Annotated in this window: 25 protein-coding genes and 2 pseudogenes; 13 read left to right on the plus strand and 14 right to left on the minus strand. The window is 69.6% G+C overall.

Annotated features, from left to right (window positions below):
• Window positions 1-30 precede the first annotated feature (30 nt).
• The 6 genes from ACWY4P_RS09835 to ACWY4P_RS09860 all read left to right on the plus strand — a co-directional run bounded on the left by ACWY4P_RS09835 (window position 31) and on the right by ACWY4P_RS09860 (window position 6,780).
• Window positions 31-1,083 carry an ABC transporter ATP-binding protein gene (locus ACWY4P_RS09835; RefSeq protein WP_456209958.1) on the plus strand — a complete coding sequence of 351 codons (1,053 nt, stop codon included), beginning with the start codon at window positions 31-33 and terminating at the stop codon, window positions 1,081-1,083.
• Between the two features lie 80 nt (window positions 1,084-1,163).
• Entirely contained in the window at window positions 1,164-2,303 is a 1,140-nt protein-coding gene (locus ACWY4P_RS09840; RefSeq protein WP_456209959.1) for an ABC transporter substrate-binding protein, read from the plus strand.
• 2 nt (window positions 2,304-2,305) lie between these two features.
• On the plus strand, window positions 2,306-4,198 hold the full coding sequence (locus ACWY4P_RS09845) for an ABC transporter permease subunit (RefSeq protein ID WP_456209960.1): 1,893 nt from the start codon (window positions 2,306-2,308) through the stop codon (window positions 4,196-4,198).
• Complete coding sequence (locus ACWY4P_RS09850) at window positions 4,195-5,829, plus strand: N-acyl-D-amino-acid deacylase family protein (protein ID WP_456209961.1); 1,635 nt, start codon at window positions 4,195-4,197, stop codon at window positions 5,827-5,829. Before ACWY4P_RS09845 ends, ACWY4P_RS09850 begins: the two co-directional genes overlap by 4 nt.
• Before the next feature lie 56 nt (window positions 5,830-5,885).
• Entirely contained in the window at window positions 5,886-6,593 is a 708-nt protein-coding gene (locus tag ACWY4P_RS09855) for an ArsR/SmtB family transcription factor (protein WP_456209962.1), read from the plus strand.
• Between the two features lie 52 nt (window positions 6,594-6,645).
• Entirely contained in the window at window positions 6,646-6,780 is a 135-nt protein-coding gene (locus ACWY4P_RS09860; RefSeq protein ID WP_456213386.1) for a hypothetical protein, read from the plus strand.
• 136 nt (window positions 6,781-6,916) lie between these two features.
• Here ACWY4P_RS09860 and ACWY4P_RS09865 read toward each other — a convergent pair whose 3' ends face one another.
• Window positions 6,917-7,255 (minus strand): DDE-type integrase/transposase/recombinase, encoded by a 339-nt coding sequence (locus ACWY4P_RS09865; protein WP_456209963.1) that lies wholly within the window; start codon window positions 7,253-7,255, stop codon window positions 6,917-6,919.
• Between the two features lie 437 nt (window positions 7,256-7,692).
• On the opposite strand from ACWY4P_RS09865, the gene ACWY4P_RS09870 reads away from it, so the two are divergent.
• Together ACWY4P_RS09870 and ACWY4P_RS09875 are read left to right on the plus strand one after the other, a co-directional pair.
• Complete coding sequence (locus ACWY4P_RS09870) at window positions 7,693-8,136, plus strand: hypothetical protein (protein ID WP_456209964.1); 444 nt, start codon at window positions 7,693-7,695, stop codon at window positions 8,134-8,136.
• The gene (locus tag ACWY4P_RS09875) at window positions 8,081-8,707 is read left to right on the plus strand and encodes a transposase (protein ID WP_456209965.1); all 627 of its coding nucleotides are present in this window, start codon (window positions 8,081-8,083) and stop codon (window positions 8,705-8,707) included. Before ACWY4P_RS09870 ends, ACWY4P_RS09875 begins: the two co-directional genes overlap by 56 nt.
• Before the next feature lie 58 nt (window positions 8,708-8,765).
• Here ACWY4P_RS09875 and ACWY4P_RS09880 read toward each other — a convergent pair whose 3' ends face one another.
• The 8 genes from ACWY4P_RS09880 to ACWY4P_RS09915 all read right to left on the minus strand — a co-directional run bounded on the left by ACWY4P_RS09880 (window position 8,766) and on the right by ACWY4P_RS09915 (window position 16,888).
• Window positions 8,766-9,527, minus strand: coding sequence for a hypothetical protein (locus tag ACWY4P_RS09880; protein ID WP_456209966.1), 762 nt, complete (start codon window positions 9,525-9,527; stop codon window positions 8,766-8,768).
• A gap of 121 nt (window positions 9,528-9,648) precedes the next feature.
• Window positions 9,649-11,184 (minus strand): SGNH/GDSL hydrolase family protein, encoded by a 1,536-nt coding sequence (locus tag ACWY4P_RS09885; protein ID WP_456209967.1) that lies wholly within the window; start codon window positions 11,182-11,184, stop codon window positions 9,649-9,651.
• The gene (locus tag ACWY4P_RS09890) at window positions 11,145-11,399 is read right to left on the minus strand and encodes a hypothetical protein (RefSeq protein ID WP_456209968.1); all 255 of its coding nucleotides are present in this window, start codon (window positions 11,397-11,399) and stop codon (window positions 11,145-11,147) included. The genes ACWY4P_RS09885 and ACWY4P_RS09890 overlap by 40 nt, the downstream gene beginning before the upstream one ends.
• Before the next feature lie 289 nt (window positions 11,400-11,688).
• Window positions 11,689-11,979: a hypothetical protein gene (locus ACWY4P_RS09895; protein WP_456209969.1), complete on the minus strand. Its 291-nt coding sequence runs from the start codon at window positions 11,977-11,979 to the stop codon at window positions 11,689-11,691.
• Window positions 11,980-12,430: 451 nt separating this feature from the next.
• Window positions 12,431-12,868 carry a hypothetical protein gene (locus ACWY4P_RS09900; protein ID WP_456209970.1) on the minus strand — a complete coding sequence of 146 codons (438 nt, stop codon included), beginning with the start codon at window positions 12,866-12,868 and terminating at the stop codon, window positions 12,431-12,433.
• Between the two features lie 519 nt (window positions 12,869-13,387).
• Window positions 13,388-14,128, minus strand: coding sequence for a transposase (locus tag ACWY4P_RS09905; RefSeq protein WP_456209971.1), 741 nt, complete (start codon window positions 14,126-14,128; stop codon window positions 13,388-13,390).
• Between the two features lie 86 nt (window positions 14,129-14,214).
• A complete protein-coding gene (locus ACWY4P_RS09910) occupies window positions 14,215-14,859 on the minus strand; it encodes a hypothetical protein (protein ID WP_456209972.1) in 645 nt (214 codons plus the stop codon).
• Between the two features lie 649 nt (window positions 14,860-15,508).
• Window positions 15,509-16,888, minus strand: coding sequence for a uracil-xanthine permease family protein (locus tag ACWY4P_RS09915; RefSeq protein WP_456209973.1), 1,380 nt, complete (start codon window positions 16,886-16,888; stop codon window positions 15,509-15,511).
• A gap of 192 nt (window positions 16,889-17,080) precedes the next feature.
• Here ACWY4P_RS09915 and ACWY4P_RS09920 point away from each other — a divergent pair.
• Window positions 17,081-18,346: pseudogene (locus tag ACWY4P_RS09920) on the plus strand (uracil-xanthine permease family protein); the annotation flags it as partial.
• A gap of 1 nt (window position 18,347) precedes the next feature.
• On the opposite strand, the gene ACWY4P_RS09925 reads toward ACWY4P_RS09920, so the two are convergent.
• Window positions 18,348-19,193 carry a helix-turn-helix transcriptional regulator gene (locus ACWY4P_RS09925; protein ID WP_456209974.1) on the minus strand — a complete coding sequence of 282 codons (846 nt, stop codon included), beginning with the start codon at window positions 19,191-19,193 and terminating at the stop codon, window positions 18,348-18,350.
• Between the two features lie 139 nt (window positions 19,194-19,332).
• On the opposite strand from ACWY4P_RS09925, the gene ACWY4P_RS09930 reads away from it, so the two are divergent.
• Together ACWY4P_RS09930 and ACWY4P_RS09935 are read left to right on the plus strand one after the other, a co-directional pair.
• Entirely contained in the window at window positions 19,333-20,196 is an 864-nt protein-coding gene (locus ACWY4P_RS09930) for an NAD-dependent epimerase/dehydratase family protein (protein WP_456209975.1), read from the plus strand.
• Between the two features lie 79 nt (window positions 20,197-20,275).
• Complete coding sequence (locus tag ACWY4P_RS09935; RefSeq protein WP_456209976.1) at window positions 20,276-21,022, plus strand: DUF5995 family protein; 747 nt, start codon at window positions 20,276-20,278, stop codon at window positions 21,020-21,022.
• Here ACWY4P_RS09935 and ACWY4P_RS09940 read toward each other — a convergent pair.
• The 4 genes and pseudogenes from ACWY4P_RS09940 to ACWY4P_RS09955 all read right to left on the minus strand — a co-directional run.
• Window positions 20,983-22,689 (minus strand): flavin monoamine oxidase family protein, encoded by a 1,707-nt coding sequence (locus ACWY4P_RS09940; protein WP_456209977.1) that lies wholly within the window; start codon window positions 22,687-22,689, stop codon window positions 20,983-20,985. The two genes, ACWY4P_RS09935 and ACWY4P_RS09940, sit on opposite strands and share 40 nt — an antisense overlap.
• A 58-nt stretch (window positions 22,690-22,747) precedes the next feature.
• The gene (locus ACWY4P_RS09945; protein WP_456209978.1) at window positions 22,748-23,563 is read right to left on the minus strand and encodes a carbon-nitrogen hydrolase family protein; all 816 of its coding nucleotides are present in this window, start codon (window positions 23,561-23,563) and stop codon (window positions 22,748-22,750) included.
• 259 nt (window positions 23,564-23,822) lie between these two features.
• Window positions 23,823-24,299, minus strand: coding sequence for an Lrp/AsnC family transcriptional regulator (locus ACWY4P_RS09950; protein ID WP_456209979.1), 477 nt, complete (start codon window positions 24,297-24,299; stop codon window positions 23,823-23,825).
• A 10-nt stretch (window positions 24,300-24,309) separates the two neighbouring features.
• Window positions 24,310-24,402 (minus strand): annotated as a pseudogene (locus ACWY4P_RS09955) (hypothetical protein); the annotation flags it as partial.
• Between the two features lie 188 nt (window positions 24,403-24,590).
• Here ACWY4P_RS09955 and ACWY4P_RS09960 point away from each other — a divergent pair.
• Both ACWY4P_RS09960 and ACWY4P_RS09965 read left to right on the plus strand, forming a co-directional pair.
• Window positions 24,591-24,797, plus strand: coding sequence for a hypothetical protein (locus tag ACWY4P_RS09960; protein WP_456209980.1), 207 nt, complete (start codon window positions 24,591-24,593; stop codon window positions 24,795-24,797).
• Window positions 24,794-25,597: a DUF2637 domain-containing protein gene (locus tag ACWY4P_RS09965; RefSeq protein ID WP_456209981.1), complete on the plus strand. Its 804-nt coding sequence runs from the start codon at window positions 24,794-24,796 to the stop codon at window positions 25,595-25,597. The genes ACWY4P_RS09960 and ACWY4P_RS09965 overlap by 4 nt, the downstream gene beginning before the upstream one ends.
• Window positions 25,598-25,643 lie beyond the last annotated feature (46 nt).

Genomic DNA, 25,643 nt, shown 5'->3' on the forward strand with positions numbered 1-25,643 from the left:
TTCCACGGGGCCCCGGTCACGATCGATCATGTGACCACCGCCTACGGGGGCTTCACCGCGATCGACGACGTGCACCTGGAGGTCGGGGCCGGCGAGTTCGTAGCCCTCCTCGGCCCCAGCGGCTCGGGCAAGACGACCCTGCTGATGTCCGTCGCCGGATTCGAGACGCCCTCGGGCGGCCGGATCCTGGTCGACGGCGACGACGTCACCCGGCTCCCTCCGCACCGGCGCGGCTTCGGCATCGTCTTCCAGCGCTACGCCCTCTTCCCCCACCTGAGCGTCGCACGCAATGTGGAGTACCCGCTGCGCATGCGCGGCCTGCCGCGTGCCGAGCGACGGCGCGCCGTGCGCGAGGCGCTCGACCTGGTCGACCTCGGCCCCTTCGCCGAGCGCCGCCCACACCAGCTCTCCGGCGGCCAGCAACAGCGTGTGGCGCTCGCCCGCGCGCTGGTCTTCCGGCCCCCGGTGCTGCTGATGGACGAGCCGCTGGGCGCCTTGGACCGCAAGCTGCGCGAGCAGGTGCAGCTGGAGATCCGCAGGCTCCACCGCGAGCTGGGCACCACCGTGCTGTACGTGACCCATGACCAGGACGAGGCACTGGTCATGGCGGACCGGATCGCGGTGCTCAAGGACGGCCGGATCGAGCAGTACGACACCCCGACCGGCATGTACGAGGCGCCCGCCAGCGAGTTCGTGGCCGGTTTCCTGGGCCGTACCAACGTCATCGCCGCCAAGGTCGTCAGCGGCGGGCCGGGCCGGGCGACGGTCGCGGTGGCCGACCGCGAGCTGCCCGCCCTGGTCCCGGCGGACGCCGAACCCCCGGCGCCGGGTGCCGAGGTGAGCCTGACGGTGCGGCCGGAGCGGATCGCGCTGGCCGACAAGCCGTCGGACACCTCGCTGCCCGCCACCGTCAGCGAGGTGATCTTCAGCGGCGCGACCACCTCGGTGGTGTGCGAGACCGTCGGCGCCCAGCTCGCGGTCGAGCTGCTGTCGGACGGACGCACCGGCCGGCTCCAGGTCGGCGACACCGTCCATCTGAGCTGGGGCGCCGACGCCGCCCGGCTCTTCCCCCGGCGCCCCTGACCCCCACCGGCCACCCGCCCGGCATCGATCCCCTCCGGCACAGCGCCGGACCATCCCCCGTGCGAGATAGGGACAGTTCCATGAACCATCTGACACCCTCCGCCCTGAGCCGGAGAAACCTGCTCTTCGGAGCGGGCGCCGGCATCGCCGCCCTCGGCCTCGGCGCCTGCGCCAACCCGGACCAGGTCGGCAAGTCCAGCTCCGCCGGGGGCTCCGGCTCGTCGGACGGCCTGGTGGTCTACGACGGCGGCGGCGCCTGGGGAGCGGCCCAGCGCAAGGCGTACTTCGAGCCGTTCCAGAAGGAAACCGGGATCAAGCTGACAACGTCGATCGCCCCGCCCTCGGCGCAGCTCAAGGCGGCCATCGAGGCAGGCAAGCCGGGCATGGACGTCATCGACCTCAACGGGTCGCGCGTCGCCACCTGGGCCAAGACCGGCCTCATCCAGAAGATCGACTACGGCCAGTGGGACGACACCTCCCTCAAGGCCAAGTTCCACCCCTACCCGGCCCTGGAGTACGCCGTCCCCTCGCTGATCTTCGCCGTACAGCTGGCCTACTCCAAGAAGGCCCTGGGCGGCGGGGACATGACGAGGTGGGCCGATCTGTGGGACGCCTCCTTCCCGGGCAAGCGGTCCCTGTACCCGGGCAACGGCCCCGGCGGCTGCACCCTGGAGATCGCGCTGCTGGCCGACGGGGTGAAGCCGAAGGACCTGTATCCGCTCGATGTCGACCGTGCGCTGGCCAAGATAGGCAAACTGCGTTCACGGGTGCTGAAGTTCTGGGAGAGCGGCGCGGAGTCGGTGCAGCTGCTCACGGACGGTGAGATCTCGGCGCTCGCCGCGTGGAACGGCCGTATCCAGGACGCCGTGGGCAAGGGCGCCGATGTCCAGTCCACCTTCAACCAGGCCATCCTCCAGGTCGACTACTGGGCCATCCCCAAGGGGTCGAAGAACGTCGAGGGCGCGCTGCGGTTCATCGAGTTCTGCTCACGGCCCGACCGGCAGGCGGAGTTCGCGAAGCTGATCACGTACGCCCCCACCACCCAGGAGGCGTACCGGCACATCTCCGACGAGCGGCAGAAGCTGCTGGCCACCTCCCAGCACAACCTGGACAAGACCATCCCGCAGGACAACGACTTCTGGGGCTCCTCGGCGGGCAAGGGCAAGACCCAGGAGGAGATGGCCATCGACCGCTGGCAGAAGTGGCTGACCAAGGCATGACCATGTCCACATCGGCGGCCCGCCCCGCCCCGCCGGGAACGCCGGCCCCACCCGCCGCACCGGCCTCCCGCCCGCGCCGCCGTATCGGGCGGTTCGGGCCGGGCGGGCTGGTGCTTCCGGCGGTCGCCGTGCTCGGGGTGCTCTTCCTCTTCCCGCTGACCAGGCTGATCACCGACAGCCTCCAGACCGACTCCGGTCTGAGCCTTGACCGGTACACCGCACTGCTGCACGACGGGATCTTTCTGCCGGTGCTATGGCGCACGGTGGAGATCGCGCTGAGCGTCACCGTCGTGGCCGCCGTCATCGGCTACCCGTTCGCGTACGCCGCCGTCCGGCTGCCGACGCTGCCCGCCGCCGCGCTGCTGGCCTGCGTCACGCTGCCGTTCTTCAGTTCCACGCTGATCCGCAGCTACGCCTGGCGGGTGCTGCTCAGCGACAACGGACTGATCAACAAGGCCATGCTGGCGGCCGGTCTGTTCGGCTCGCCCCATCAGCTGGTCTTCAATGACACCGGTGTCATCATCGGGATGACCCAAGTGCTGCTGCCGATGATGGTGATGCCCCTGTACGCGGCGATGCGCGGCATCGACCGCTCGGCGGTGCGCGCCGCCCGCTCCATGGGCGCCTCCCCCTTCACCGCCTGGCGCACCGTGTTCCTGCCGCTGTCGGTGCGCGGGCTCGCGGCCGGGGCCAGCCTGGTGTTCATCACCTCACTCGGCTACTACACCACCCCCGCGCTGCTGGGCGGCGCCTCCACCCCGATGATCGCCCAGCGCATCGACGCCCAGATCAACACCCAGCAGCAGTACGGGCCCACGGCCGCCGAGGCCGCGGTGCTGCTCGTCCTGGTCCTGATCCTGATGGCCTTCCTGCGCCGCCCGCTGGGCCTGTCCCTGGACCGTACGCAGGGCCGCGGCGCGGACCGCGGGTGGTTCGCCGGACCGCGGCGTGCATGGCGGCGCGCCGCCGACGGGCTGTCGGGCGCCGCCGACTACGCGGTGCGCGAGTTCGCGGGCGGCGCGGTGAGGCGCGTCGCCCGCCGGATCGGCGATATCTGTTCGACACTGCGCTACGTCATCCTCGGCGCGGTCACCGCGGTCGCCGTGGCGGGCCTGGTCGGGCCGCTGGTCGTCATCTGCATGCTGGCGTTCAGCAAAGCCGACTTCCTCACCTTCCCCCCGCCCGGCTACTCCACCCGCTGGTTCAGCGACTACTTCCAGGACGCCGACTGGACCCAGTCCACGGTGCTGAGCCTGTGGGTGTCGCTCGCGGCCGCACTCACCGCCACCGTGATCGGGACGCTCGCCGCGTACGGCATCGTGCGCGCCCGAGGCCGGCGGTTGCCCGCCCTGGCCTATCTGCTGACCGTGAGCCCCATGGTCATGCCGCAGATCATCTACGCCGTGGCGCTGTTCTTCTTCCTGGTCCCCCTCGGGGTGCTGGGTACGCCGACCGCGATCCTGCTGGCCGACACGGTGCTCACCCTGCCCTACGTGGTGGTGGTGACCACCGCCGTGCTCCGGGGTCTTGACCCGCTGCACGAGAAGGCCGCCGCCAGCCTCGGGGCGTCGCCGCTGCGCGTCGGCCGCACCGTCATCGCGCCGCTGGCCGCGCCCGGCATTCTCGCGGCCCTGCTGTTCGCGTTCATCCTGGCCTTCGACGACCTGTTGATGGGCGTCTTCCTGGGCGGCCCGCACACGGTGACGCTCCAGGTGCGGATGTACCAGAACATCCTCTTCGAGATCAGCCCCAAGGTCGCGGCCGTCGGTGTCCTGCTGACCACCGGAGTGCTGCTGCTCGCGGGCTTCACCTTCCTGCTGTCACGCCGCGGACGCGGCACCTTCGCCGGTGGCCATCTGCTGCCGGAGACCGCACCCCCCGGAGAGACCCCGTGAACGCTCCCGACCCGACAGCCGCGGCCCCCCGAGTGCGCGTCGCCGACCAGGGCCTCCTCATCCGCGGTGCCCTCCTCGCCGACGGCACGGGCACCGAGCCGGACCACCGCGACGTCCTGGTCACAGGGGACCGCGTCGCCGCGGTCGAGCCGCCGGGGCGGATCCCCGACCAGGGGCGGCGCGTCGTGGACGCCACCGGGCAGGTGCTGGCGCCCGGCTTCGTCGATGTCCACTCCCACAGCGACAACGCGCCACTGTACGGGCCCGGGGATCTGCCCAAGCTCCTCCAGGGGGTGACGACGGAGGTCGTCGGCAACTGCGGCTTCTCACTCGCCCCGTTCACCGACACCCGGCAGGTACGGGACTACGCCGCGGTCACCTTCCCACCCGAACTTCCCTTCACCTGGCGGGGATTCGCCGACCTGTTCAAGGCCACCGACGCCGCCGGGTACATCACCAACTACGTACCGCTGGTCGGTCATGGCACGGTGCGCAGCGTGGTGTGCGGCGGCACCGGCCGCCCGGCGCGGGCGGAGGAACTGCGGGAGATGGGCCGGGCGGTGGCGGAGGCCTGCGACGCCGGATGCTTCGGGCTGTCCTCGGGCCTGGCCTACACCCCCGGCTCGTTCGCCGACACCGCCGAACTCACCTCCCTGGTCCGCCATATGCCGCGGCACGGTATCTACGCCACCCACATCCGCAGCGAGGGCCCCGGTCTGATGGACAGCCTGCGCGAGGCGGTGCGGATCGGCCACGAGACGGGCCGCCAGGTGCAGATCTCCCACCTCAAGGTCCCCGGACGCGGCAGCCCCGACCGGGCCGAGCAGGTCCTCGGCCTGCTGCGCCGGGCCCGCCGGGAGGGGCTTGCCCTGGCCCAGGACATCTACCCGTACACGGCGGCGTCCCTGATGCTCTCCGCGTGTCTGCCCCAGTGGGCCCACGACGGCGGCGGCGCGGCGCTGCTCACCCGGCTGGCGGACCCGCGCCTGGTGGAGCGGATGCGCGCCGAGGTCGAGGAACACGCGAACGGCGGGGACTGGGACAACCACGTGGCCTCCGCCGGCTACCAGGGCATCCGGGTCGCCTCCACGGCCACCGGCACCTACGACGGACAGGCGCTGACGGATCTCGCCGCGGCGCTGGGCATGGACCCCTTCGACACCCTGGTACATATCGTCCGGCACGAGGAGAACCGGGCCAACATGATCGTCGACACGGTCTCCGACGAGGACATCGCCGCCCTCCTGCGCGATGAACACACCATGCTGGGCACCGACGGCGCACCCCCCGGCTGGGGCACCTCCCCGCACCCGCGCGTCAGCGGCACCTTCCCGCGCCTGCTGCGCCGCTTCGTCCACGACCTGCGGGTGCTCTCCCTGCCCGCCGCCGTCGCCCGGATGACCTCGCTGCCCGCCGACACCTTCGGCCTGGCCGACAGGGGGCGGGTCCGGGTGGGCGCCGTCGCCGACCTGGTCATCTTCGATCCGCGGAAGGTACGGGACCGCGCCACGTACGACAGCCCCCTCCGCCCGCCGGAGGGCATCGGCGCGGTGTTGGTGGGCGGCCAGGTCGTCGTCGACGGCGGCCGCTGGACCGGCCGCCGCACGGGTGCCCGCCTCACCCCCGCGTAAGGCCGGCGGGCGATCGTTCGGCCGGGGCCGAAGTGTCGGGGGCGCATGATGGGCGTATGTCACAGCCCCATCCCCGCGGCCCACAGCTCGCCCGGTTCGCCGCGCTGCTGGCGGACGAGACCCGCGCGTCGTTCTGCCTGGCGCTGCTCGACGGGCGGGCCTGGACCGCCGGGGAGCTGGCACGGCTCGCCGGGGTGGCCGCGTCGACCGCGAGCGAGCATCTGAGCCGGCTCGTCGAGGGCGGCCTGCTGGCGGAGGAACGGCAGGGCAGGCACCGCTACGTACGGCTGGCGGGGCCGCAGATCGCCCAGCTGATCGAGGACCTGTCCGGCCACGCCGCGCCGCCGCCCGCGCCCCGGACGCTGGGCGCGGCCGGCGCCGGTGAGGCCATGGCGCGGGCCCGCACCTGCTACGACCATCTCGCCGGGCGGCTCGGCACGTCGATCACCGACGCGATGCTGGAGCGGGGGCTGCTGCAGGGCGAGACGGGGTTCGCGCTGACCGACGCCGGCCTGACCTGGTTCCGGCGGTTCGGCGTGGACCTGTCGGCCGCCCCGCGCGGCCGCCGGCCGATGGCCCGCAGCTGTCTGGACTGGACCGAGCGCAGACCGCATCTCGCGGGCGTGGCGGGGGCCGCGCTGTGCCGGCACGCCCTGGACGCGGGGTGGTGTGTGCGGATCGGCAGCCAGCGGGCGCTGCGGGTGAGCGAGGAGGGACGGCGGGCGCTGCACGACCTGCTGGGCGTGCGGACCGCTGATCTTTAGCGGTATGAAGCACATTTTCGAACCACTAACATTGCTGCGATCCCCCTGAGCAATGAAGTGGAGCACAACCATGGGCCTCGGCGTGCGCTGGACCCTGCACGGCGACGGGCGCACCCCCGCCCCCGGAGCCGTCGTCAAGCCGGATGAGCGGCTGTCCTGGCCCAGGACGGCGGGGCTTCCGACTTGATCGTCGCCCCCGGCCTCGACCGGTACAGCGCGACCGCGTCCGCCTTGAACTCGGCGGGGTAGTGCTTCATCCCCACAGGGACTCCGTTCTCCTGGACCATCAAGATCCAAGTCTCTCCGGTGTCCAAACTCCGGGGTCAGGGCCCCTTCTTGCTGGTCATGGAGGTGCCGCGGTCCGCGTGGACGGTGTGGGGCACGATGCCGTTGCGTTCGAAGGCCTCGCGGATCAGCTCCTCGACCCGCTCCGCGGTCTCGGCGAGTTCGACGGCGTGCCCGACGATGTAGCGGCTGAAGATGTCGATGATCACGTAGGCGTGGAACCAGACGCCCCTGGCCGGACCGGGCAGTCGGGTGATGTCCCAGGTGAAGACCTGTGAGGGCCCGTGCGCGACCAGTTCGGGAATCGTCCTGGGCAGGTGGGTGGCCTGCCGACGGCGTTCGCCGTTCTGCCCGGCGGCGGACAGGATCCGGTACATCGTCCGCTCCGAGCACCAGTGGTTCCCCGCGTCCAGCTCACGTGCCCAGACCTGGGCGGGCGGCAGGTCAACGTACTCCGGCCGGTTCAGCAGCGCCAGGACCCGCGGCCCGCTCGGCCGGTGAGAGGGCCGAGGCGGGCGTGGGTCTCGGCCTGCTCGGCCGACTGTCCTGTCCGGCTTCCGCGAACGCCTGGTCGAGCACAGCCACGAGCAGGTGATCCTGGACCGGCTGCTTGCCAGGCTGTCGGAACTGGGCTTCCTCCGGACGGGCGGTCGCGTGCGCACGGACGCCACCCACGTCCTCGCTCTGGCGCGCTGTCGGCGTCGCGGACGCCTCCTGGCAGGAGCGATACGGGCAGCGGGCGGACTCTTACCGGCTGCCGAAAGGCGAGCCGGAACGCGGCACGTTTGCGATCCAGGTCGGAACAGACGGCTACGTGCTCCTTGAGACGGTCTACCGACCGGATGCGCCGCAGTGGCTGCGGGAACTACCGGCGGTGCAAGTCCTGCGCCGGGCGTGGATCCAGCAGTACCACCGCGGCGACAGCGAGCAGGGGCAGGAGGTGCGCCGGCGGGAGGGCAAGGACCTCCCGCCGGGCAGAGATCGGCTGGTCAGCCCACACGATGTGGACGCTCGCTGCTCGGTCAAGCGCGGCATGATCTGGGACGGATACAAGGTCCACTACAGCGAGACCTGCGATGATGACCTGCCCCACCTGGTGGTGAACGTGGCCACCACCCACGCGGCCGTGGACGACTCCCGCCTGGTCGAGACGGTCCACGACAACCTCGAGCGCCGCGAGGTGAAGCCGGGCGAGCACCTGGTTGACGGGCTATACCTCCGCCGCGATCATCCTGACCGCCCGCGCCCAGGGCATTGACCTGGGCGGGCCGCTTCCCCCGGCCAGTGACCGGCAGACCCGCGCCGGAGAGGGTTTCGCGCTCACCGACTTCCAGATCCACTGGGACCAGCAGTACGCCGTCTGCCCCAAGGGAGCCAAGAGCCGCTACTGGGGCAGCACCCGGATGGACGGCCACCCGCGGACAGTCGTCATCTTCCCCGAGTGGGACTGCCGCAACTGTAAAGTCCGCACCTCATGCACCAGCGGCTTCACCCGCCGCCCGACCCTTCACCCCCGTGACGAGCACGAGCTCCTGCACCACCAGCGCGCTGAGCAGGGAACCGACGCATGGAAGCAGCGTTTCCACAAGCAGGCCGGTGTCGAGGGAACGATCTCCCAAGCCGTCCCCGGCATCGGCATCCGGCGCAGCCGCTACCGAGGCCGGGCCAAGACCGCCCTCGCCCACATCTTCAGCGCCGCAGCAATCAACCTCCACCGCATCGACGCCCACCTGACCGGTCACCCCGCAGGCACCACGCGCCGCACTCACTTCGCTGACCTCGACCTCGATATCCCACCACACAGGAAGCCCCGCAGACGCCGCCCGTGAATCGCGCGACAAAGTCGCACAGGATGACAGGCTTGGCCGCCAGTTGCGTCACTTATCATCAGTTAGTGTAGATTTTACCGTCTTTATAGACTTGGTAGTAGTCCACGGGAGTCATGCTCATTTTGAAAACCATTCCGTACTTGCTGCGGATACTGGCAACGGTCTTCGACTCCGGCTTGTGAGAGCAACGTGTCACCGGCGGATCAGGTTTCGCGCACACGGGCGGCTCATCGATCAGTATCCGATGCTGTTTGGTGCGGACCATGTCCCACTCCAACGTCTGCGAACCGTCGGAGAGCTGCATGGGCTCCGTGGTGTGCGACCCATCCGGGTTCGGCCGGTGTCCCAGGTAGTAAGCGACCAGTTTGCTGCGGTAGTCGTCATGGCCGAAGTCGACACCGTAGCCCGGGGTCGTAGCAGCCGCGTGCCGGTCACCTGCGGAAAGAACCCCGTCCAGTACGTCACCGACCCGGCGCCGGTCGGCACCGTAATAACCAGTGACAGTCACGATGCAGCGAACCTTGTAGGTGTCATCACCTGATGGCCAAACGCCTCCCGAACCCCTCCCGCAGTAGTCTTTCACAGTGACCAGGGCGAGAGTGAGGGGCGTCTCCTTGTCATATGTCTGAACGACACCCAAAAGCTGCCTCTCAGCCTTCTGTCTGGCCTGCACAGCCTTCGGACTGTCCGCGAGCTTCCGCATTTCGTCAAGGCTGACGGCGTGGTCTCCGGCAGAACACGAGGCCACACCGAACACGATGGCAGCCCATACGACAGCCGTGATCTTCCGGGCTGTGCAAGACGTACGAGGCAGCGCCATGCCGGCTCTCCTTGTCCGTGATTGACACAATCATTGTGTCCGTTCTCATCAGGCGGTGCCTGAGTATGTGCACTCAGGCACCGCCTTTCGATCAAGAGGACCCCGGGCCCCCTTCGGACTCCTACTTCAGCACCCTCTCCAGCACGTTCGCGTACAAGCGCGCGCCCCCGACCTTCGGGTGGAACGACGCCATGCCAATAGCCAACGGACCGGTGTTGTCCGCCTGCGAGAGACCGGTCAGTACAATGCCGTTGACCATCTCCGGGTCACCGCACACCGTCTTGCCGTCGAACTCCCTGCGCGGATCCGCGAACACCGCATTGGTTCCGGGCTGGGACTTGAAGTCCGACACGGCACCGTTCATCTCCTCGTCCAGGGTGTCCGCGACCGAGTTCAGCCACGGCGCTTCCTCGGTGCCGATCCCCAGAATGCACTGCCCGTCTCCAGACAGCAGGCGGGGATAACCCATGAGGACGATCTTCGCGTTAGGTGCCTTGGCATGAATGGCGTTCAGCACCTTGAGGATGCGGGGACGGACGTCATCGTGCAGCCACTTCGGAGCCCAGTCCTTCAGCGGCCCCGTATCCCCCGCCACATCGTCGCCCGTGTCCGGGTCGATGTTTCCTATCGACGTGTCCTGGCAGAGGTCCAGGACAGCCTTATACACGCACTGCTTGAATACATCCGTGAACCGAGCGTCGTTACCGCCGACCGACAGGGTGACCAGGGTGGTGTTGTTGTCGAGGTAGCCGGATTCGATCTGCGACACTTCGCTGGACTGGCCGCTGTTGAGGATGTTGTAGTTGCGTGCCCCGGAGCAGGCAACGAAGTGGTAGTCCATCTGCGGGTCGTAGCTGTCGGCCATGTCACCGATGGGCTTCGAGTATCCCGGAAGGGTCGCCTGCCTGGACCAGGCAAGCCTGGAGCGGTGGCACTTGTCGATGAGGTTGTTGTTCAGCGTGTCGTAGTGGTCCGTCTCCGGGAAGAAGTCCTTACCACCAGGTGCACTGGCACCCTCACCGGAGGAGTAGGAGTCGCCCATGGCCACGACGAAGTTCTTCGGCTTGGCCGTAAGAGGCTGGAAGGCCACCGCGCCCCAGGCGATGTCCTCGTCCGCCGTTCCGTCCGCCGTTGTGTTCGACAACTCGACCTGCGGGGTGCCCGTGAAGTGGAACACGCCCAACGGGACCCAGCCGCCGGCCCGCTGGAGAACCCGCCGTGTCGGGCTCTTGCTGTCGGAGCCGTGAACGACGTAGGTGGCCTGCCGTGTATGTGCCCCGGTATCAGGCAGGTGAACCAGGACGCGCGCCCAGTTGAGGTTTTGACCGAGAGTCCAGGTGCCGTTGATGGCCATGTAGCCCTTGGGGCCGCCGAGGTGGTCCGTGTTGCGGGTGTGGGTGTACCAGTAGTGGCCGCCCCAGCCGCCGCCGACCTGGTGCAGGTCCGCTTTGGCTTCGTAGCGGCCCTCCGCGTCCGGGTTGAACGTGAACTGGAAACTGCCTGAGGAGATGGCCTGGCCGCAGTCACTCCACGTTTCGGTTCCGTTGGGAAGTTGGTCTGCGCTGATGGCCGGCGACGCGGCGGCCCTCCGCCGATAGCCATCCCTCTCCATGGCGGTCAGGAGGTGGGATCTGGCGCCGTCCCCGAGGTCGTCCACGCCGTGTCATTCGACGTTCGGTAGTTCTTTCCGAGCGTCGTCATACGGTCCTTGACGGGAACCGCCTGTGGCTTGTCGCCCAGCCTGGCGTCGTCTGCGACCCCGACGGTGCCGCGGCTAGCCACGACGTCTTTGTGCACCATCGGATTGCCGTTCGCGACTGCCTGAACGGCGGTCGCGCCGGCGACCAGCGCCAGCGTAATGGCTGTGGTCACCGATAAGCGAGCACGTCTGCGTCTACTTCGTTCCACGCTTCACCTCTATTCGCATGGATTCACTACTTCCTCATGTATTGCACGCCCGGCAGGGAACCTGGCTGGACGAAATATGCCGAGAAGGCGTCACCGTGTTCGAGTCAGCCTGACGGCATTTACGGGAATTCGCCCAAAGTCCTGGTCGGATCGCCTCCGGGCTCTCGACGTAGGCGTGCGTACACGCATGCCCACTTCCATACGTGGGGCACGGCGACCCTCGCGACCAATTGACGCGGGAGTCACTTGGATGTCAGCTGAGATGCTTTGATTTTGTGCTCTTGACGATGGTCACCCGGGGGTTTTCCGGGGCCGGGCTGCCGGAGTCCCGCGCGGTGAGTTCGGTGGGCCATGAAGCCCCGGGATATACACCGACCACATCAGTCTTCATATGAACCGTCACATCGAATCCATCAGGCCCGGTAACACGGACGGCGACCTCGTAGAACGCACGTTGGTCGCCATGATTGGTGATCTTTACCGGGACCAACAGAGCGGATCCGCTACGAACGGGCTTGAAGACCGTCACGTCCCCCTTGGTCATCAAGGGGTGTTTGAAGTCCTCATCCTCCGTCGACTCCCCCGGGGTGACCGGAATGCCGCTGGGAGCCGCTGCGGCCCGTTCTCGGCCTGCCTGCTCTTGCGCTCTCTGCTCGGCCGTCTGAGGAGTGGGAGAGCTTCCTGCCGCTGATGCGGAAGGTTCAGGAGTGACCGATGAAGAGGGTGATTCTGTTGCGGTCGATACCCTCGAGGCAGGTGCCGTAGCAGCGGTCGAGTCATCCCCCTCAGAGCCACAAGCAGTGGTGAGGACGCCCGCTGACAACATCAGCACGGTGAGAGCGAATGCCGAACCACGCGCTGTCGGCCGACGGTGCGTGAGGGCAGAATGTTGTGCCGAGGTGCGCATGCTTCCGTTCCACTGATAGGCGGAGTGAATGAACCTTGTCGTCGTGCGGTCGACGCACGATTCCGGCGTGCGGGAGATGCTTGATTCCTCAGCCACAGAAGGGGCCGCGCACCGCGTCAATGATGGCTTGGCCCTTGCTGTCCTTCATGATGGCTGTGATCTCAGGGCAGTTGTTCATGCGTACTGGGCCGGCGTACTGAGAGAAGTAGCCCTCGTCGGTGTCGCACCTCGGGCTGGATGCCTTGTTCTCGCAGATCTTGAGTTTCATGTACAGGGAGCCGCCGAGGTTGTTGTCGAACAACGCGCAGGCGTAGTTACTCGGACCGGCACCACCCTTGACGTAACTAAGGGTGCCGTATCTCCGTTCGTCAGGCAGTCTCTCGGCGCTGATGAGCTCGTAGTCCGAGCCACAGAGGCTTGCCATGACGCTTACCTTTTGCGGATCCTGTGCGGCGATGGAGCGCGTGGCGGCGTCGGCTCGGGCCGAAACCCGAGCGCCGGACTGTGGCGCGTCGGCGGCGAGCACTGATCGAAGCCGCTGCAACCACGGCGCGTAAAGCAGGCCTCCGGCTGCTGGTCATACGTGTCCCCTCCCATGAAGTTATACGGCATCCGGGCTGCGAGAAAAGACGCCCGCCTGAACCCCCCGGTTCACACGAGCCGCAGCACCCTGCAGGCGTGCCAGAGCATACGTATCGAATGAGATTCCGAAAAGGGAGCCGACCTGAGACCACCCCAGCAGTCTGCCCCTTTGTTACGCACAGTTATGACGCTCGGTTAGCTGGGTTCAATAGCGCAGCACCACATCGACAAACCGTGCGGTAAGCATCACCGATAGTCACCATGTGGCTTCCGTCACAAATTCCACACATTTTCCGCCTCCGTACCCCACTCTCCTCCACCAATACCGGATGACGGCGAGGAGTAGCACCCCTGGATGCTCCGCATCCTCGGCCCTGCTGAAGCCGTCCGGCTACGCGGCTGGCCAGCTGGCCTGGGCATCTCCTTGGCCAGTTCGAGAGCGAAACCGATGGCCCTGGCAGCCCTACCTGCTGGAGGTGAAGGACGGCACCGGGAAGCCGCGACCGAGCCAAGAGGTAAGGTCGTCGACCTGCCTTCTGGGACAGCCTGTGGGCTGCAAAAGTGGCCCGCGGCGAGACGCCTGTCGGCGGCTGCCGCCCGCGCCTTGGCCTGCAGTGCCTCGATCGCGGCCTGGCCGTCGCCGAAGGCTTCCTCCGGCTCGCGCATGCGGGAGCTTGGGGAGGCCGGGCGCAGGTCCAGCTGGCCGCGTCGACGCCGATCGGGTCCGGCCGTCGCGTCCCATAGTCGAGCGTTCGGGGTAGTCGGATGCGTACTTGGTGGTGCGGAACTGGCTTTCGCTGAAGGGGTTGTCGTTGCTCACCCTGGGGCGGGAATGACTGCGGGTGACGCCGAGGTCGAGCAGTAGCTGGGAGACCTTCTTGCTGGTCATGGAGGTGCCGCGGTCCGCGTGGACGGTGTGGGGCACGATGCCGTTGCGTTCGAAGGCCTCGCGGATCAGCTCCTCGACCCGCTCCGCGGTCTCGGCGAGTTCGACGGCGTGCCCGACGATGTAGCGGCTGAAGATGTCGATGATCACGTAGGCGTGGAACCAGACGCCCCTGGCCGGACCGGGCAGTCGGGTGATGTCCCAGGTGAAGACCTGTGAGGGCCCGTGCGCGACCAGTTCGGGAATCGTCCTGGGCAGGTGGGTGGCCTGCCGACGGCGTTCGCCGTTCTGCCCGGCGGCGGACAGGATCCGGTACATCGTCCGCTCCGAGCACCAGTGGTTCCCCGCGTCCAGCTCACGTGCCCAGACCTGGGCGGGCGGCAGGTCAACGTACTCCGGCCGGTTCAGCAGCGCCAGGACCCGCGGCCCGCTCGGCCGGTGAGAGGGCCGAGGCGGGCGTGGGTCTCGGGGACGGTGCGGGTTTCGGCTTCGGGTTGAGGTGGCGGTAGTGGGTGGCGCGTGAGCGTCCGGTCAGCCGGCAGGCCGCCGTGGTACCCAACTGCCCCTGGACACCGGCGAAAGCCTCGTCGACCACCGATGCGGCGGCGTGCTTCAGTCCGCGCTCTCGGAGAGCAGTTCCAAGCCAAGAGCGCGTTGGCTTTCCCCATGACATCGAGGGCCGCGTCCCGGCGGGCCAGGTCCTTCTCCAGCCGGGCGACCTTCTTGCGCAGCTGCTCCAGCTCGGCCTGCTCGGCCGACTTCCTCGGCCGGACCGGAGCGGTCCGCTGGTCGGTCACGGCGTCCAGGGCGCCGGCGTCACGGGCCTGGCGCCACTCGATCACGTGCGAGTGGTACAGCCGCTCACGCCGCAGGATCGCACCCTTCTCCCCGGTCGGGGCGGCGTCGTACTCGGCACCGCAGGGCGCGAAATCGCGATCCGCAGATCGTCCGCGTTCATCAAGGGTGAGCGGATCCAGGGCATCACCAAGAGTGGGCACAGCCGCGTCGTCGGTATCGACCAGACCACCGCCGAGGTCCTCAGGCAGCACCGTGCTATGCAGGACCCCGAGCGGGCCACTCTGGACATGGGGCCGACGACTTCCTCCTTGCCAACGAAGCTGGCGAGCAGATGCGCAACCCGAACGCGGAAGCCTCCTGCCGAGCCTTTACCGGATACCCGACTGCCCGACCTTCGGCACCCGTGCCCGATGGCGCTCCTGCTGGCCAACATGCCCGTGCACGTCGTCGCCCGGCGTCTCGCTCGGGAAACCAGGACTCGGCTGCCACGCTCCGTGCGTACGCACCGTCGTCGACCGCACGCATTCCTACGCAAGCCGAGTTCGAAACTGATCACGGGGGAACTTCAGATGACACCCACTGCTGCCCGGTTGCTAACCATGCAGGTCAGCGCCGGGCGGCAGCCCCTTAACGATCAAGGCGTGACGGCCCAGCCGAAAAGATCCGGGCTCACGGCGGGCTCACTCTGCGCCACGCCTGACCTGCCGATCACTGCCCCGGGCGGTCTCGACAGACGGCGGCGAAATCGCACGCGCTGTACGTGTCGCACCACGCGGACTTCCGGGGCAGGTCATTGATCCGGAAGGCGTTGCCAGCGGCCGCCACCTTGCCGGAGATATGCGACAGCAAGTCATCGCTGACCCTTCCGCGCCCGTTACAGGTCGTTGACGTGGTGATCGCCTACGGCTGCTTCTGGTCGTCGTACTCCGTCAGCCCGCCGTCCAGGAGCGCCGGTCGATGCGTACCCGCGGCCTTGGAGAGCCAGCGGAGACAGTGGTAACCGGTCAGCACCACGATGGTGCCCAGGGCGATGCCGTTGAGCTCGAAGTTGTCGCTGATCTTCATGCTCACGCCGCCGATGCCCACGATCACGCCGGCCGCAGCCGGGATCAGATTGAGCGGCTGGGAGAAGTCGACCTTGTTGCGGATCCAGATCTGGGCGCCGAGCAGGCCGATCATGCCGTAGAGAATCACGGTGATGCCGCCGAGGACACCGCCCGGAATCGCGGTCACGACCGCGCCGAACTTCGGACAGAGACCGAAGAGCAACGCGAAGAACGCCGCGCACATGTAGGCGGCCGTTGAGTAGACGCGGGTCGCGGCCATGACGCCGATGTTCTCCGCGTACGTGGTCGTTGCCGGGCCTCCCGCAACCGTCGAGACCATGGTCGCCGCTCCGTCCGCCATGATGGCGGTGCCAAGCCTGTCGTCCAGCGGGTCGCCCGTCATCTCCCCGACGGCCTTGATGTGACCGGCGTTCTCGGCAACCAGAGCGATCAGGACCGGAAGAGCCACGATGATCGCCGATCCGCTGAACGAGGGGCCGTGCAGGTCGGGGAACCCGATCCAGCCGGCCTCCTTGACCGGGGTCAGGTCGAGGCGCCAGTGATCGACGACCTTGCCGCTCGCGTCCGCCGAATGGATCTTGCCCGCCGTCAGGTCGAGGATCCACGAGAGCAGATATCCGAAGACAAGGCCCAGGAGAATCGCGATGCGGGACCAGAAACCGCGCAGTACGACCAGGGCAAGGCCGGTGAACAGCATCGTGGCGAGCGCCGTCCACTGGTCCTGCGGCCAGTACGTCGACGCGGTCACAGGGGCGAGGTTGAAGCCGATCAGCATGACGACGGCGCCCGTCACCACAGGCGGCAATGCCGCGTGGATAACCCGGGCTCCCAGGAACTGGACCACAAGACCGACGGCGGCAAGGGCGAGACCCACGACGAACAGCGCACCGGTCAGTTCCGCCGGTCCACCGCCCTGGCTTCCGATGACGGCGGCGACACCGACGAAGGAGAGCGACGACCCCAGGTAACTGGGGATCCGGCCGCGAGTGATAACCAGGAACAACAGCGTCGCGACACCCGAGGCCATCAGGCCGAGGCTCGGATCCAGGCCCATGAGCACCGGGGCGACAAAACAGGCGCCGATCATCGAGACGACGTGCTGTGCACCCAGCCCGATCGTGCGGGTCCAGGAAAGCCGCTCGTCCGGCCGGACGACCTCGCCCGGTCTCAGGTTCCGACCGTCTCCATGCAGCTTCCAGCCAAAACCCGACATTGACACTCTCCGTTCGCGAAGTTACCGAAAGAAAGTACAAGACCCACGGCCGATCACTCGCACCACCCCCGCGCTCCCTCACCTGCACGTATAACTGTCCGAGCGACATGAAACGGGTTCCGTGAGCTGATCGGAGCCCGCATCGGGGCAATCAGAAACTGTCCGACCTTCGGCCAGCCATGTACTCCCGTTGCAACGTTCGTGGCCCCGGTGCTCATGGGGCTCGACCCCAATCTCGCGATCATGATGTCCGGGGTCGCGACCATCCTGTTCCTGCTGGCGACCCGCGGCCGGGTGCCCAGCTATCTGGGCTGCAGCCTCTCCTTCGTCGGCGTGGCCGCCGTGATCAGGGCGCAGGGCGGGGGCAGCGCCGCCGTCACCGGCGCGATCCTGGTGGTCGGCGGGGTGCTGTTCCTGAGCGGCCTGGCGGTGCGCACGTTCGGCGCGCGCATCATCCACGTGACGATGCCGCCGGTGGTCACGGGCGCGGTGGTCATGCTCATCGGCTTCAACCTCGCGCCGGTGACGGCGCACACATACTGGCCCGCCGACCAGTGGACGGCGCTGCTGACCATGCTCTTCACCGGGCTCGCCGTGGTCTGTCTGCGCGGCTTCTGGTCGCGTGTCGCGATCTTCCTCGGCCTGGTCTTCGGCTACGCGATCTCCTGGCTCTTCGACCGCGTCTTCGGCAAGATCCACTCGGCGGACGGCAGCGGACGGATCACCGACCACTGGCGGCTCGACCTGTCCGGGGTGTCCAAGGCGGACTGGATCGGCCTGCCCTCCGTTCACGCGCCCAGCTTCCAGTGGTCGGCCGTCCTGGTCGCCCTGCCGGTCGTCATCGCGCTGATCGCCGAGAACGCCGGGCATGTGAAGGCGGTCGGCGAGATGACCGGCGAGCCGCTCGACGACACCCTCGGCACCGCCATCGCGGCGGACGGCGCGGCCACCATGCTCTCCACGGCGGTCGGCGGCCCGGCCAACACCACGTACTCCGAGAACATCGGCGTCATGGCGGCCTCCCGCGTCTACTCCACCGCCGCCTACTGGGCCGCGGCCGGCTTCGCGCTGCTCTTCGGGCTGTGCCCCAAGTTCGGGGCGGTCGTCGCGGCGATACCCGGCGGCGTGCTGGGCGGGATCACCGTCATCCTGTACGGCATGATCGGGCTGCTCGGCGCCCAGATCTGGGTGCACAACAAGGTGGACCTGCGTAATCCGCTCAACCTGGTGCCGGTCGCGGCCGGTGTGGTCATCGGCGTCGGCGGGGTCGGCCTCAAGGTCGGCGACAACTTCGAGCTCAGCGGGATCGCGCTGGGCACGGTGGTCGTGCTCAGCGGCTACCACCTGCTGCGCGCGCTGGCCCCGGCCCATATGAAGCGGGAGGAACCGCTGCTGGACGCGGGCACCAGCGCGTACGACGACGAGCCCACGGCGGCCGGGACGCCCGCGAAGCTCTGAGCTACGTAGGCGCCGCGAGGTCCTGGAGGCCCACCACCCGCAGCAGCTCCAGCCGCTCGTAGGACTCGGTGCCCGGGCGGGCCGAGTGGACGATGAGCCGCTGGGCGTGCTCGGAGCTCAGCAGCACCTCGCAGTCCAGCTCCAGCAGCCCCACCACGGGGTGCAGAAAGCGCTTGACCGCCGAGCGCCGCACGGCGACCTCATGCGCCTCCCACAGCGCGGCGAATTCCTGGCTGGCTGCCCTCAGCTCGGCGACGAGCGCCGCCGGGCCGGGGTCGTCGGGGCGGGCGGCCAGCACGGCCCGGAGGCTCGCGACATGGGCGCGCGCGTGCTCCTCCCAGTCCTCGGGCGGGACGAGCCGGCGCACGTCCGGCTCGGTGAAGTACCGGCGGATCATGTTGCGCTGCCCCGGCGGCCGGGCGCTGATGTCGCCGGACAGGGCGGCGGCCATCGCGTTCTGCGCCAGCACCTCGCCCCAGTCGTTGATCACCTGCGCCGGGGTGTCGTACAGCCGGTCCAGGACCCGCAGCAGGCCGGGCCGCACATGCCCGGAGGTGGACCGGTCGCGCGGCGGCTCCTCCCCCACCAGGTGGAACAGGTGGTCGCGCTCGTCGTCGGTGAGGCGCAGCGCACGGGCCAGCGCGGCCAGCATCTGCCGGGACGGGCGCGGGCCGCGGGCCTGCTCCAGGCGGGTGTAGTAGTCGGTGGACATGCCGGTGAGCTGGGCCACCTCCTCGCGGCGCAGCCCGGGGGTGCGGCGGCGCGCGCCCGGGCCCAGCCCGACGTCGGCGGGTGAGAGCCGGGTGCGGCAGCGGCGGAGGAAGTCGGCGAGTTGAGAGCGGTCCACTCCTCAAGGATCGCCGGTCCCCGGCTCCCCATCCAGGGTCTGCCGGTCCCTGGATCGGCGGTGCTCTCCCGGTCGGCCGCGGACTCCCGCAGGGTCGTTGCCGAAGCGCAACGAGCCAACCGACGAAAGGAGTCGGCGCATGCTGACGTTGGTGACCGGGGTGACCGGCAAGGTGGGAGCGCGGTTCGCGCCGCGGCTGCTCCAGTGGGGCGCGCCCGGGGACGAGGTGCGGGTGCTGGTGCGCGACGAGGCGAAGGGCGCGCCTTTCGCCGCGCTCGGCGCGCAGGTGGCGGTCGGCGATGTGCGCGAGGAGCAGGACGTGCGCAAGGCGCTGGCCGGGGTGGACGCGGTGGTCAATGTGGCGGCGGCGTTCCGGGGGGTGCCGGACGACGAGGCGTGGGCGGTCAACCGCGACGCGGCCCTCGGCCTCGCCCGGGCCGCGCTGGAGGCGGGCGTCGGGCGCTTCGTCCAGGTCAGCACCAACCTGGTCTACGCGCAGGGGCGCGGCCGGCCGCTGCTCGAGGACGACGAGACGGTGTCGGGCGGGCCGATGTGGGGCGCCTACCCCGCGTCCAAGGCCGAGGCCGAGCAGGGGCTGCTGGAGCTGCACCGCGAGCGCGGTCTGGACGTCCGGATCGGCAGGCTGTCCTTCGTGTACGGGGAGGGCGACCCGCATCTGGCGGACTCGCTGAGGTGGGCGGGGCAGTGGGCGGGCCATCAGCGGCTACAGCTGGTGCATCACGCGGATGTGGCTCAGGGGCTGCTGCGGCTGCTGACCGCGCCGGGGGTGGCCGGGCGGACGTACAACATCGTCGATGACGCGCCCGTCACGGCGGTGGAGCTGCACCAGGTCAACGGCGTTCCGCTGCCGGAGGGCATGGCGGACCGCAGCGACCCCGACCCCTGGCACGGGGTGTGCTCCAACGCCCGGCTCCGCGCCGAGCTGGGCTGGCGCCCCCTGTATCCGACGCTGTGGACGGCCCTCGACGCGGGGGCGCTGTGACGGGGGCTCGTTAGCCCGTTTCGGGGAAGCGGCGGCGTACGGCCGGACGGGCCGCGGCTCGGCTGCGACGCTTGCGTCCATGACGACGTCGGCCGAGCGGCGCGCGCCGCGGACCGTGGAGGGTGTCGTGGCGCGGATGCGCGCGCTCGGCGCCGCGCTGCCGCCCCGGGACGGGGTGGCGGTCTTCAACCGGGTGTATCTGGCGGTCACCGAGGAGGTCGGCCGCCGGCTCACGGACGGCTGGTTCCAGGACCCCGCCGCCACCGAGGACCTGGATGTGCGCTTCGCCGCCCGCTATCTGGCCGCGGTCGACGCGGTGGTGGCGGGGCGGCGGCCGCCAGCCTGCTGGCGGCCGCTGTTCCAGCTGCGGCGCCATCCGGCGGTCCGTCCGCTTCAGTTCGCGCTGGCGGGGATGAATGCGCACATCGGCCATGACCTGGCCCTGGCGCTCGTGGACACCTGCCGGGCGAGGAAGGCCGAACCGGAGGACCTGGAAGGCGACTTCGACCGGGTCGGCACCCTGCTCACCGGGCTGGAGGAGCGGATCCGCGAGGACCTGATGCCCGGCCCCGATCTGCTGGACGTGGCCGATCCGCTCACCCATCTGGTGGGCTCGTGGAGCCTGGACAAGGCGCGGGGCGCCGCATGGGCGGCGTTCCGCGCCCTGTGGGGGCTGCGCGGACTGCCGGAGCTGGCCGAGGAGTTCGCCGAGCGCGTCGACGAGGGCGTCGGGCTGGTGGGGCGGTTTCTGCTCACCCCGCTGCCCGTCTCGGACCCGACCGGCGGTCAGTCCTCGGGGAGTTCGACCGGCGTGATCTCGTCGTAGACATCGCCCGGGCCCGGGTTCTTCGGGTCCGTCCGCCCGCCGAAGTGGGTCATCACGCCCCACACCGCGTTGAGCGCGGTCTGTACGGCGCCCTCGGCCCACCCCGCGGTCCAGGAGATGTCGTCGCCCGCGAGGAAGACGCCGCGCCGGTCGGCCGGGAGGCGGTCCTGCATGAAGTGCGTGAACAGGCGGCGCTGGTAGCGGTAGTGGCCGGGCAGGTTGGCCTTGAACGCGCCCATGAAGTAGGGCTCGTTCTCCCAGGAGACGGTGACCGGGCTGCCGATGATGTGCTTGCGGACGTCGACCTTCGGATAGATCTCCGACAGCGACTTGAGCATGACCTCCATGCGCTCGTTCGCTGACAGCGGCAGCCATTTGAGGCTGTCGTCGCACCAGGTGTACGAGAGGCAGATGACGGCGGGCCGGTCCGGCCCGTCGTCCAGCAGATAGGTGCCGCGGGTCATGCGGTCGGTGAGGGTCATGCTCATCACGTCCCGCCCGGTGACCTCGTCCTTGTCCAGCCAGAAGGGGCGGTCCACCGGCACGAACAGCTTGCTGGACTCCATGTAGTGGGTGCGCTCCATCGCCGTCCAGTGGTCGATGGGGAAGAGCGAGTCATCGCACTCGATCTTCGACAGCAGCATCCAGGACTGCGCGGTGAAGACCACGGCCTGGTAGGAGCGGATGTCGCCCGCCGCGTCGGTGACCACGATGCGGTCGCCCGCCGCGCGGTGCAGTCGGGTGACGGCCGGGCGCGGCCGGCCGCCGTGCAGGGAGGCCAGCGAGGTGCCCGGCGCCCAGTGCACGAGCTTGCGCGGCTCGCGCTCCCACAGCCGCAGCGGCAGCTGCTGGCTGCCGCCCACGATGCCGCGGTGGTCGTCGTCCGCGCCGGTGTAGACCACGCGCAGGATCTCCAGGATGGAGTTCGGGAAGTCGGTGTCCCAGCCGCCGGTGCCGAAGCCGACCTGGCCGAAGATCTCGCGGTGCCGGAAGGAGGCGAAGGCCGGGGAGTCGCAGAGGTAGCCGTAGAAGGTCTGGTTGTCGAGCCCCGCGACCAGGCGGGACCAGATCTCCCGGATCCGCGGGACGTCACGCTCGCGGATGGCGCGCTGCATGGCGGAGAAGTCGGCGCCCTCCTCCAGGCAGGCGTTCCAGGCCTCCATCACCTGGTGGTAGACCTCGGGCAGGTCCTCCAGGGTGCGCGCGTAATGCGACTCGCCCTTCAGGTCGACGACGGTCGAAGGGGTGTCGGGCGCGAGGGGGTTGGGGAAGGGCCGGGTCGTCAGGCCCACCAGGTCGATGTAGTGCTGGAGCGCGGTGGAGCTGGGCGGGAAGCGCATCGCGCCCATCTCGGCGGTCAGCGACGGATCGCAGCCCTCGAAGCCGACGGTGCGCAGCCGCCCGCCGATGCGGTCGGCCTCGTGGACGACCGGCTTCAGGCCCATCTTCATCAACTCGTACGCGGCGACGATGCCGGACAGCCCGCCGCCGATGACCGCGACCTCGGCGCCGTGCTCGGTCGCGGGGATCTGGCCGAGGCCCGCGGGGTGGGCGAGGTAGTCGTCGTAGGCGTAGGGGAAGTCCGGGCCGAACATGGTCAGCGGCGGGAGGTCGGACTGCCGGTCGTCCTGCTGGTCGTGGACGGCAGTGGGCACCATGGACGTCATCGGGTACGGACTCCTTGCGGGGGGGGTGAGCGAGAGGGCGCGGCGGGGCGGGGCGGGGTCAGGTCAGGGGGGTGTACAGCTCGGGCCTGCGGTCGCCCAGATACGGGTTCGCGGCGCGCGAGGCGGCGAGCAGCCCCGGATCCACCTCGCCGAAGGCCAGCTCATCGCCGCGCCCGGCACGGGCCTTGACCGTGCCGTCGGGCGCGGCCAGACAGCTCAGCCCGATGAAGTCGAAGTCGCCCTCGGGCCCGGTGCGGTTGACATACGCGATGTACAGCTGGCTCTCGAAGGCGCGCACCGGGACGAGGGCCTCGGCCACGAACTGGAAGGGGTGCATCTGCGCGGTGGGCACCAGAAGCAGATCGGTCCCGGCCAGGGCGTGGGCCCGGACGTTCTCGGGGAACTCCACGTCGTAGCAGATCATGATGCCCAGGCGTACGCCGCCGAGCTCGGCCTGGACGACGGGGGTGTCGCCGGGGGTGAACCACGCGCGCTCGAAGTCGCCGAAGAGATGGGTCTTGCGGTAGTTCGCGAGCTCGGCGCCGTCGGGACCGACCAGCCGCGCGGAGTTGAAGATCGCGCCGTCCCCGTCGGATGCCTCCCCCGCGCGCTCCGGGTAGCCGTAGAGGACGGCCAGCCCGTGGGTGGCGGCGATGCGGGCCACCGCCCGGCCGCCCGGCCCGTCGGCCGCCTCGGCCAGCCGCCGCACACCGTCGCCGATCGCGTATCCGGTGAGGAACAGCTCCGGGGCGATCAGCAGCCCGGCCCCGGCCGCCGCCGCGCGCCCGGCCGCCTCGTCGAGGACCTTGAGGTTCTGGGCGGTCTCGCCGGGGTGGCCGGAGCTCTGGAGCAGGGCGGTGCGCAGCGGGGGCATGGGCGGGGCCTTCGGGCGGGAGGAATTCAGGCGGGACGGATGTCACGGCACAAAGACGGTACGTCGGCCCGAGATCGGCGGACAAGGCGCGACCGTTGCGCGCCAGGCATCGATTCATTACGTCTTCCGGCCCCGCGACGGCGATTCGTTGCGCCGCCCCGGACCCCCTCGTGATCCGGAGCTCAGGGGGCGCGCGCTTCGCGTCCTGGAAGTGCTGCTTTCGTTCGGCCGTGAACGCTAGCGGCGGCCGCCGCAGGCCTCACGACCCGCCGGACAGCCGCTGGGCAGGCGCCCCCGAGCCGAAGCGGCGCAGGAGGGGCGAGAGGACCAGGATGGACTTGGTGCGCTCCACGAAGGGCTCGCCCGCGATCCGCTCCAGGACGCGTTCGAAGTGGCGCATGTCGGAGGCGAAGACCTGGACGATGGCGTCCGCGTCGCCGGTGACGGTCGACGCGGAGACCACCTCGGGGTAGCGCGTCACACCACGGTGGATGTCCTCGGGCGAGGTGTTGCGGCGGCAGTAGAGCTCGATGAAGCCCTCGGTCTCCCAGCCGAGGGCGGCCGGGTCGACCCGTACGGTGAAGCCGGTGATGGCCCCCTCGGCCCGCAGCCGGTCCACCCGCCGCTTGACCGCGGGGGCGGAGAGGCCGACTTCCTCCCCGATGTCGGCGTAGCTGCGGCGGGCGTCCTCGGCGAGGGCGTGGACGATGCGTTCGTCCAGATCGTTCAGTCGCACTGCGGGGATGTCACTTTTCTGCCGTGGCCAGTCGGGAGCGGCGCATGCCGTATGCGAAGTACAGCACAAGGCCGACGGCCATCCAGACGCCGAAGACCATCCAGGCAGAAACGCCATGGCCAGCAGGACGACCAGCAGCGCGGGCAGGTTGAACAACCCGCCGTCGCCGGCCGCGGCGGCCAGCTATGGGGCGCCTGTACGGCGAATCGTTGCGGGAGGCCGGGCCGCACTGGCACGCGTTTCACCCGAATGCCACAATACGGCACCAATTTGGCCCTCGTTGGTGGGAACGTGACCCCAGACAGCCTGCAGAGCACCGATCATGACCCCCACGGCCCGGACGGCGGGTGCCGTCCCGGCGGCCACGGGGGCGAGGACGAGCGGCTTCCGCTCGAGTACTGCGCCCGGGTGTGGGAGGACTTCCTGCGGACCCTGAACCGCATCGAGACCGACTTCGTCCACCGCTGCGGCCCCACGGAACCGGGCGTACAGGCATGACGTACACCGAGCCGAGGCCGGGCGGCTACGGCCCCCCGCCTCCCGCCGGCTACCGGCCCGCTCCCGGCGAGCGGTTCGACATGGCCCCCGACGACTCGCTGGGCTTCCCGCTGCCGGACCCCGAGACGATCGAGAGCCGGTGGGACCTGGAGGGGGACCTGGCCCGGCTCCTCCAGACCTCCGCCCCCGCCTCCTCTCCCGTCTCCTCCCCTCGCGACTCCCCTGTCGACCCGCCTGGCGGCTCCCTGCTCGACGAGCCGCCCGAGCGGACCACCGGCAGCTTCCCCGCCGCCCGCTCCCCCGCGCATGTCCGCGGCCGCGGGCGGCGCCGCCGGGTCCGCTTCCGGCTGCCGACCATGCCGTGGCTTCAGCTGATCAGCCTGATCTTCGCGGCGCTCACCACGGTGATCGTGGCCATGCTGAGCGTGCTCGGCGGGATGGTCTCCTACGGCCCGCTGCGCTATCTGGCCTCCCCCAGCACCTCGGAGTCCATGGCGGCGTGGTGGCCGCTGCTGGTCTACGGACCCTGGCTGGTCGCCTCGCTGTCGGTGCTGCGCGCCGCTCTGCACCGCCGGGGCGCGGCGCACTCCTGGGCGGTGGTGGTGCTCTTCTCCACCATCGCGGTCTTCCTCTGCGTCGCGCACGCGCCCAAGGACCCGCCCAGCATGGCCGTCGCCGGGCTGCCGCCCGTCGCCGCGCTGGTCTCGTTCCACCAGCTGGTGCGCCAGATCACCCTGACCAGCCCGCCGCGCCACGCCCTGCCCCGCACCCGGGGGGCCGAGCAGCGCGACAAGCCATGAGCGCAGCCACGCGCCTGCGCCGGGTACGGCCGTGGCCCCCGCTCGG

Source organism: Streptomyces sp. LZ34, from assembly GCF_053890475.1.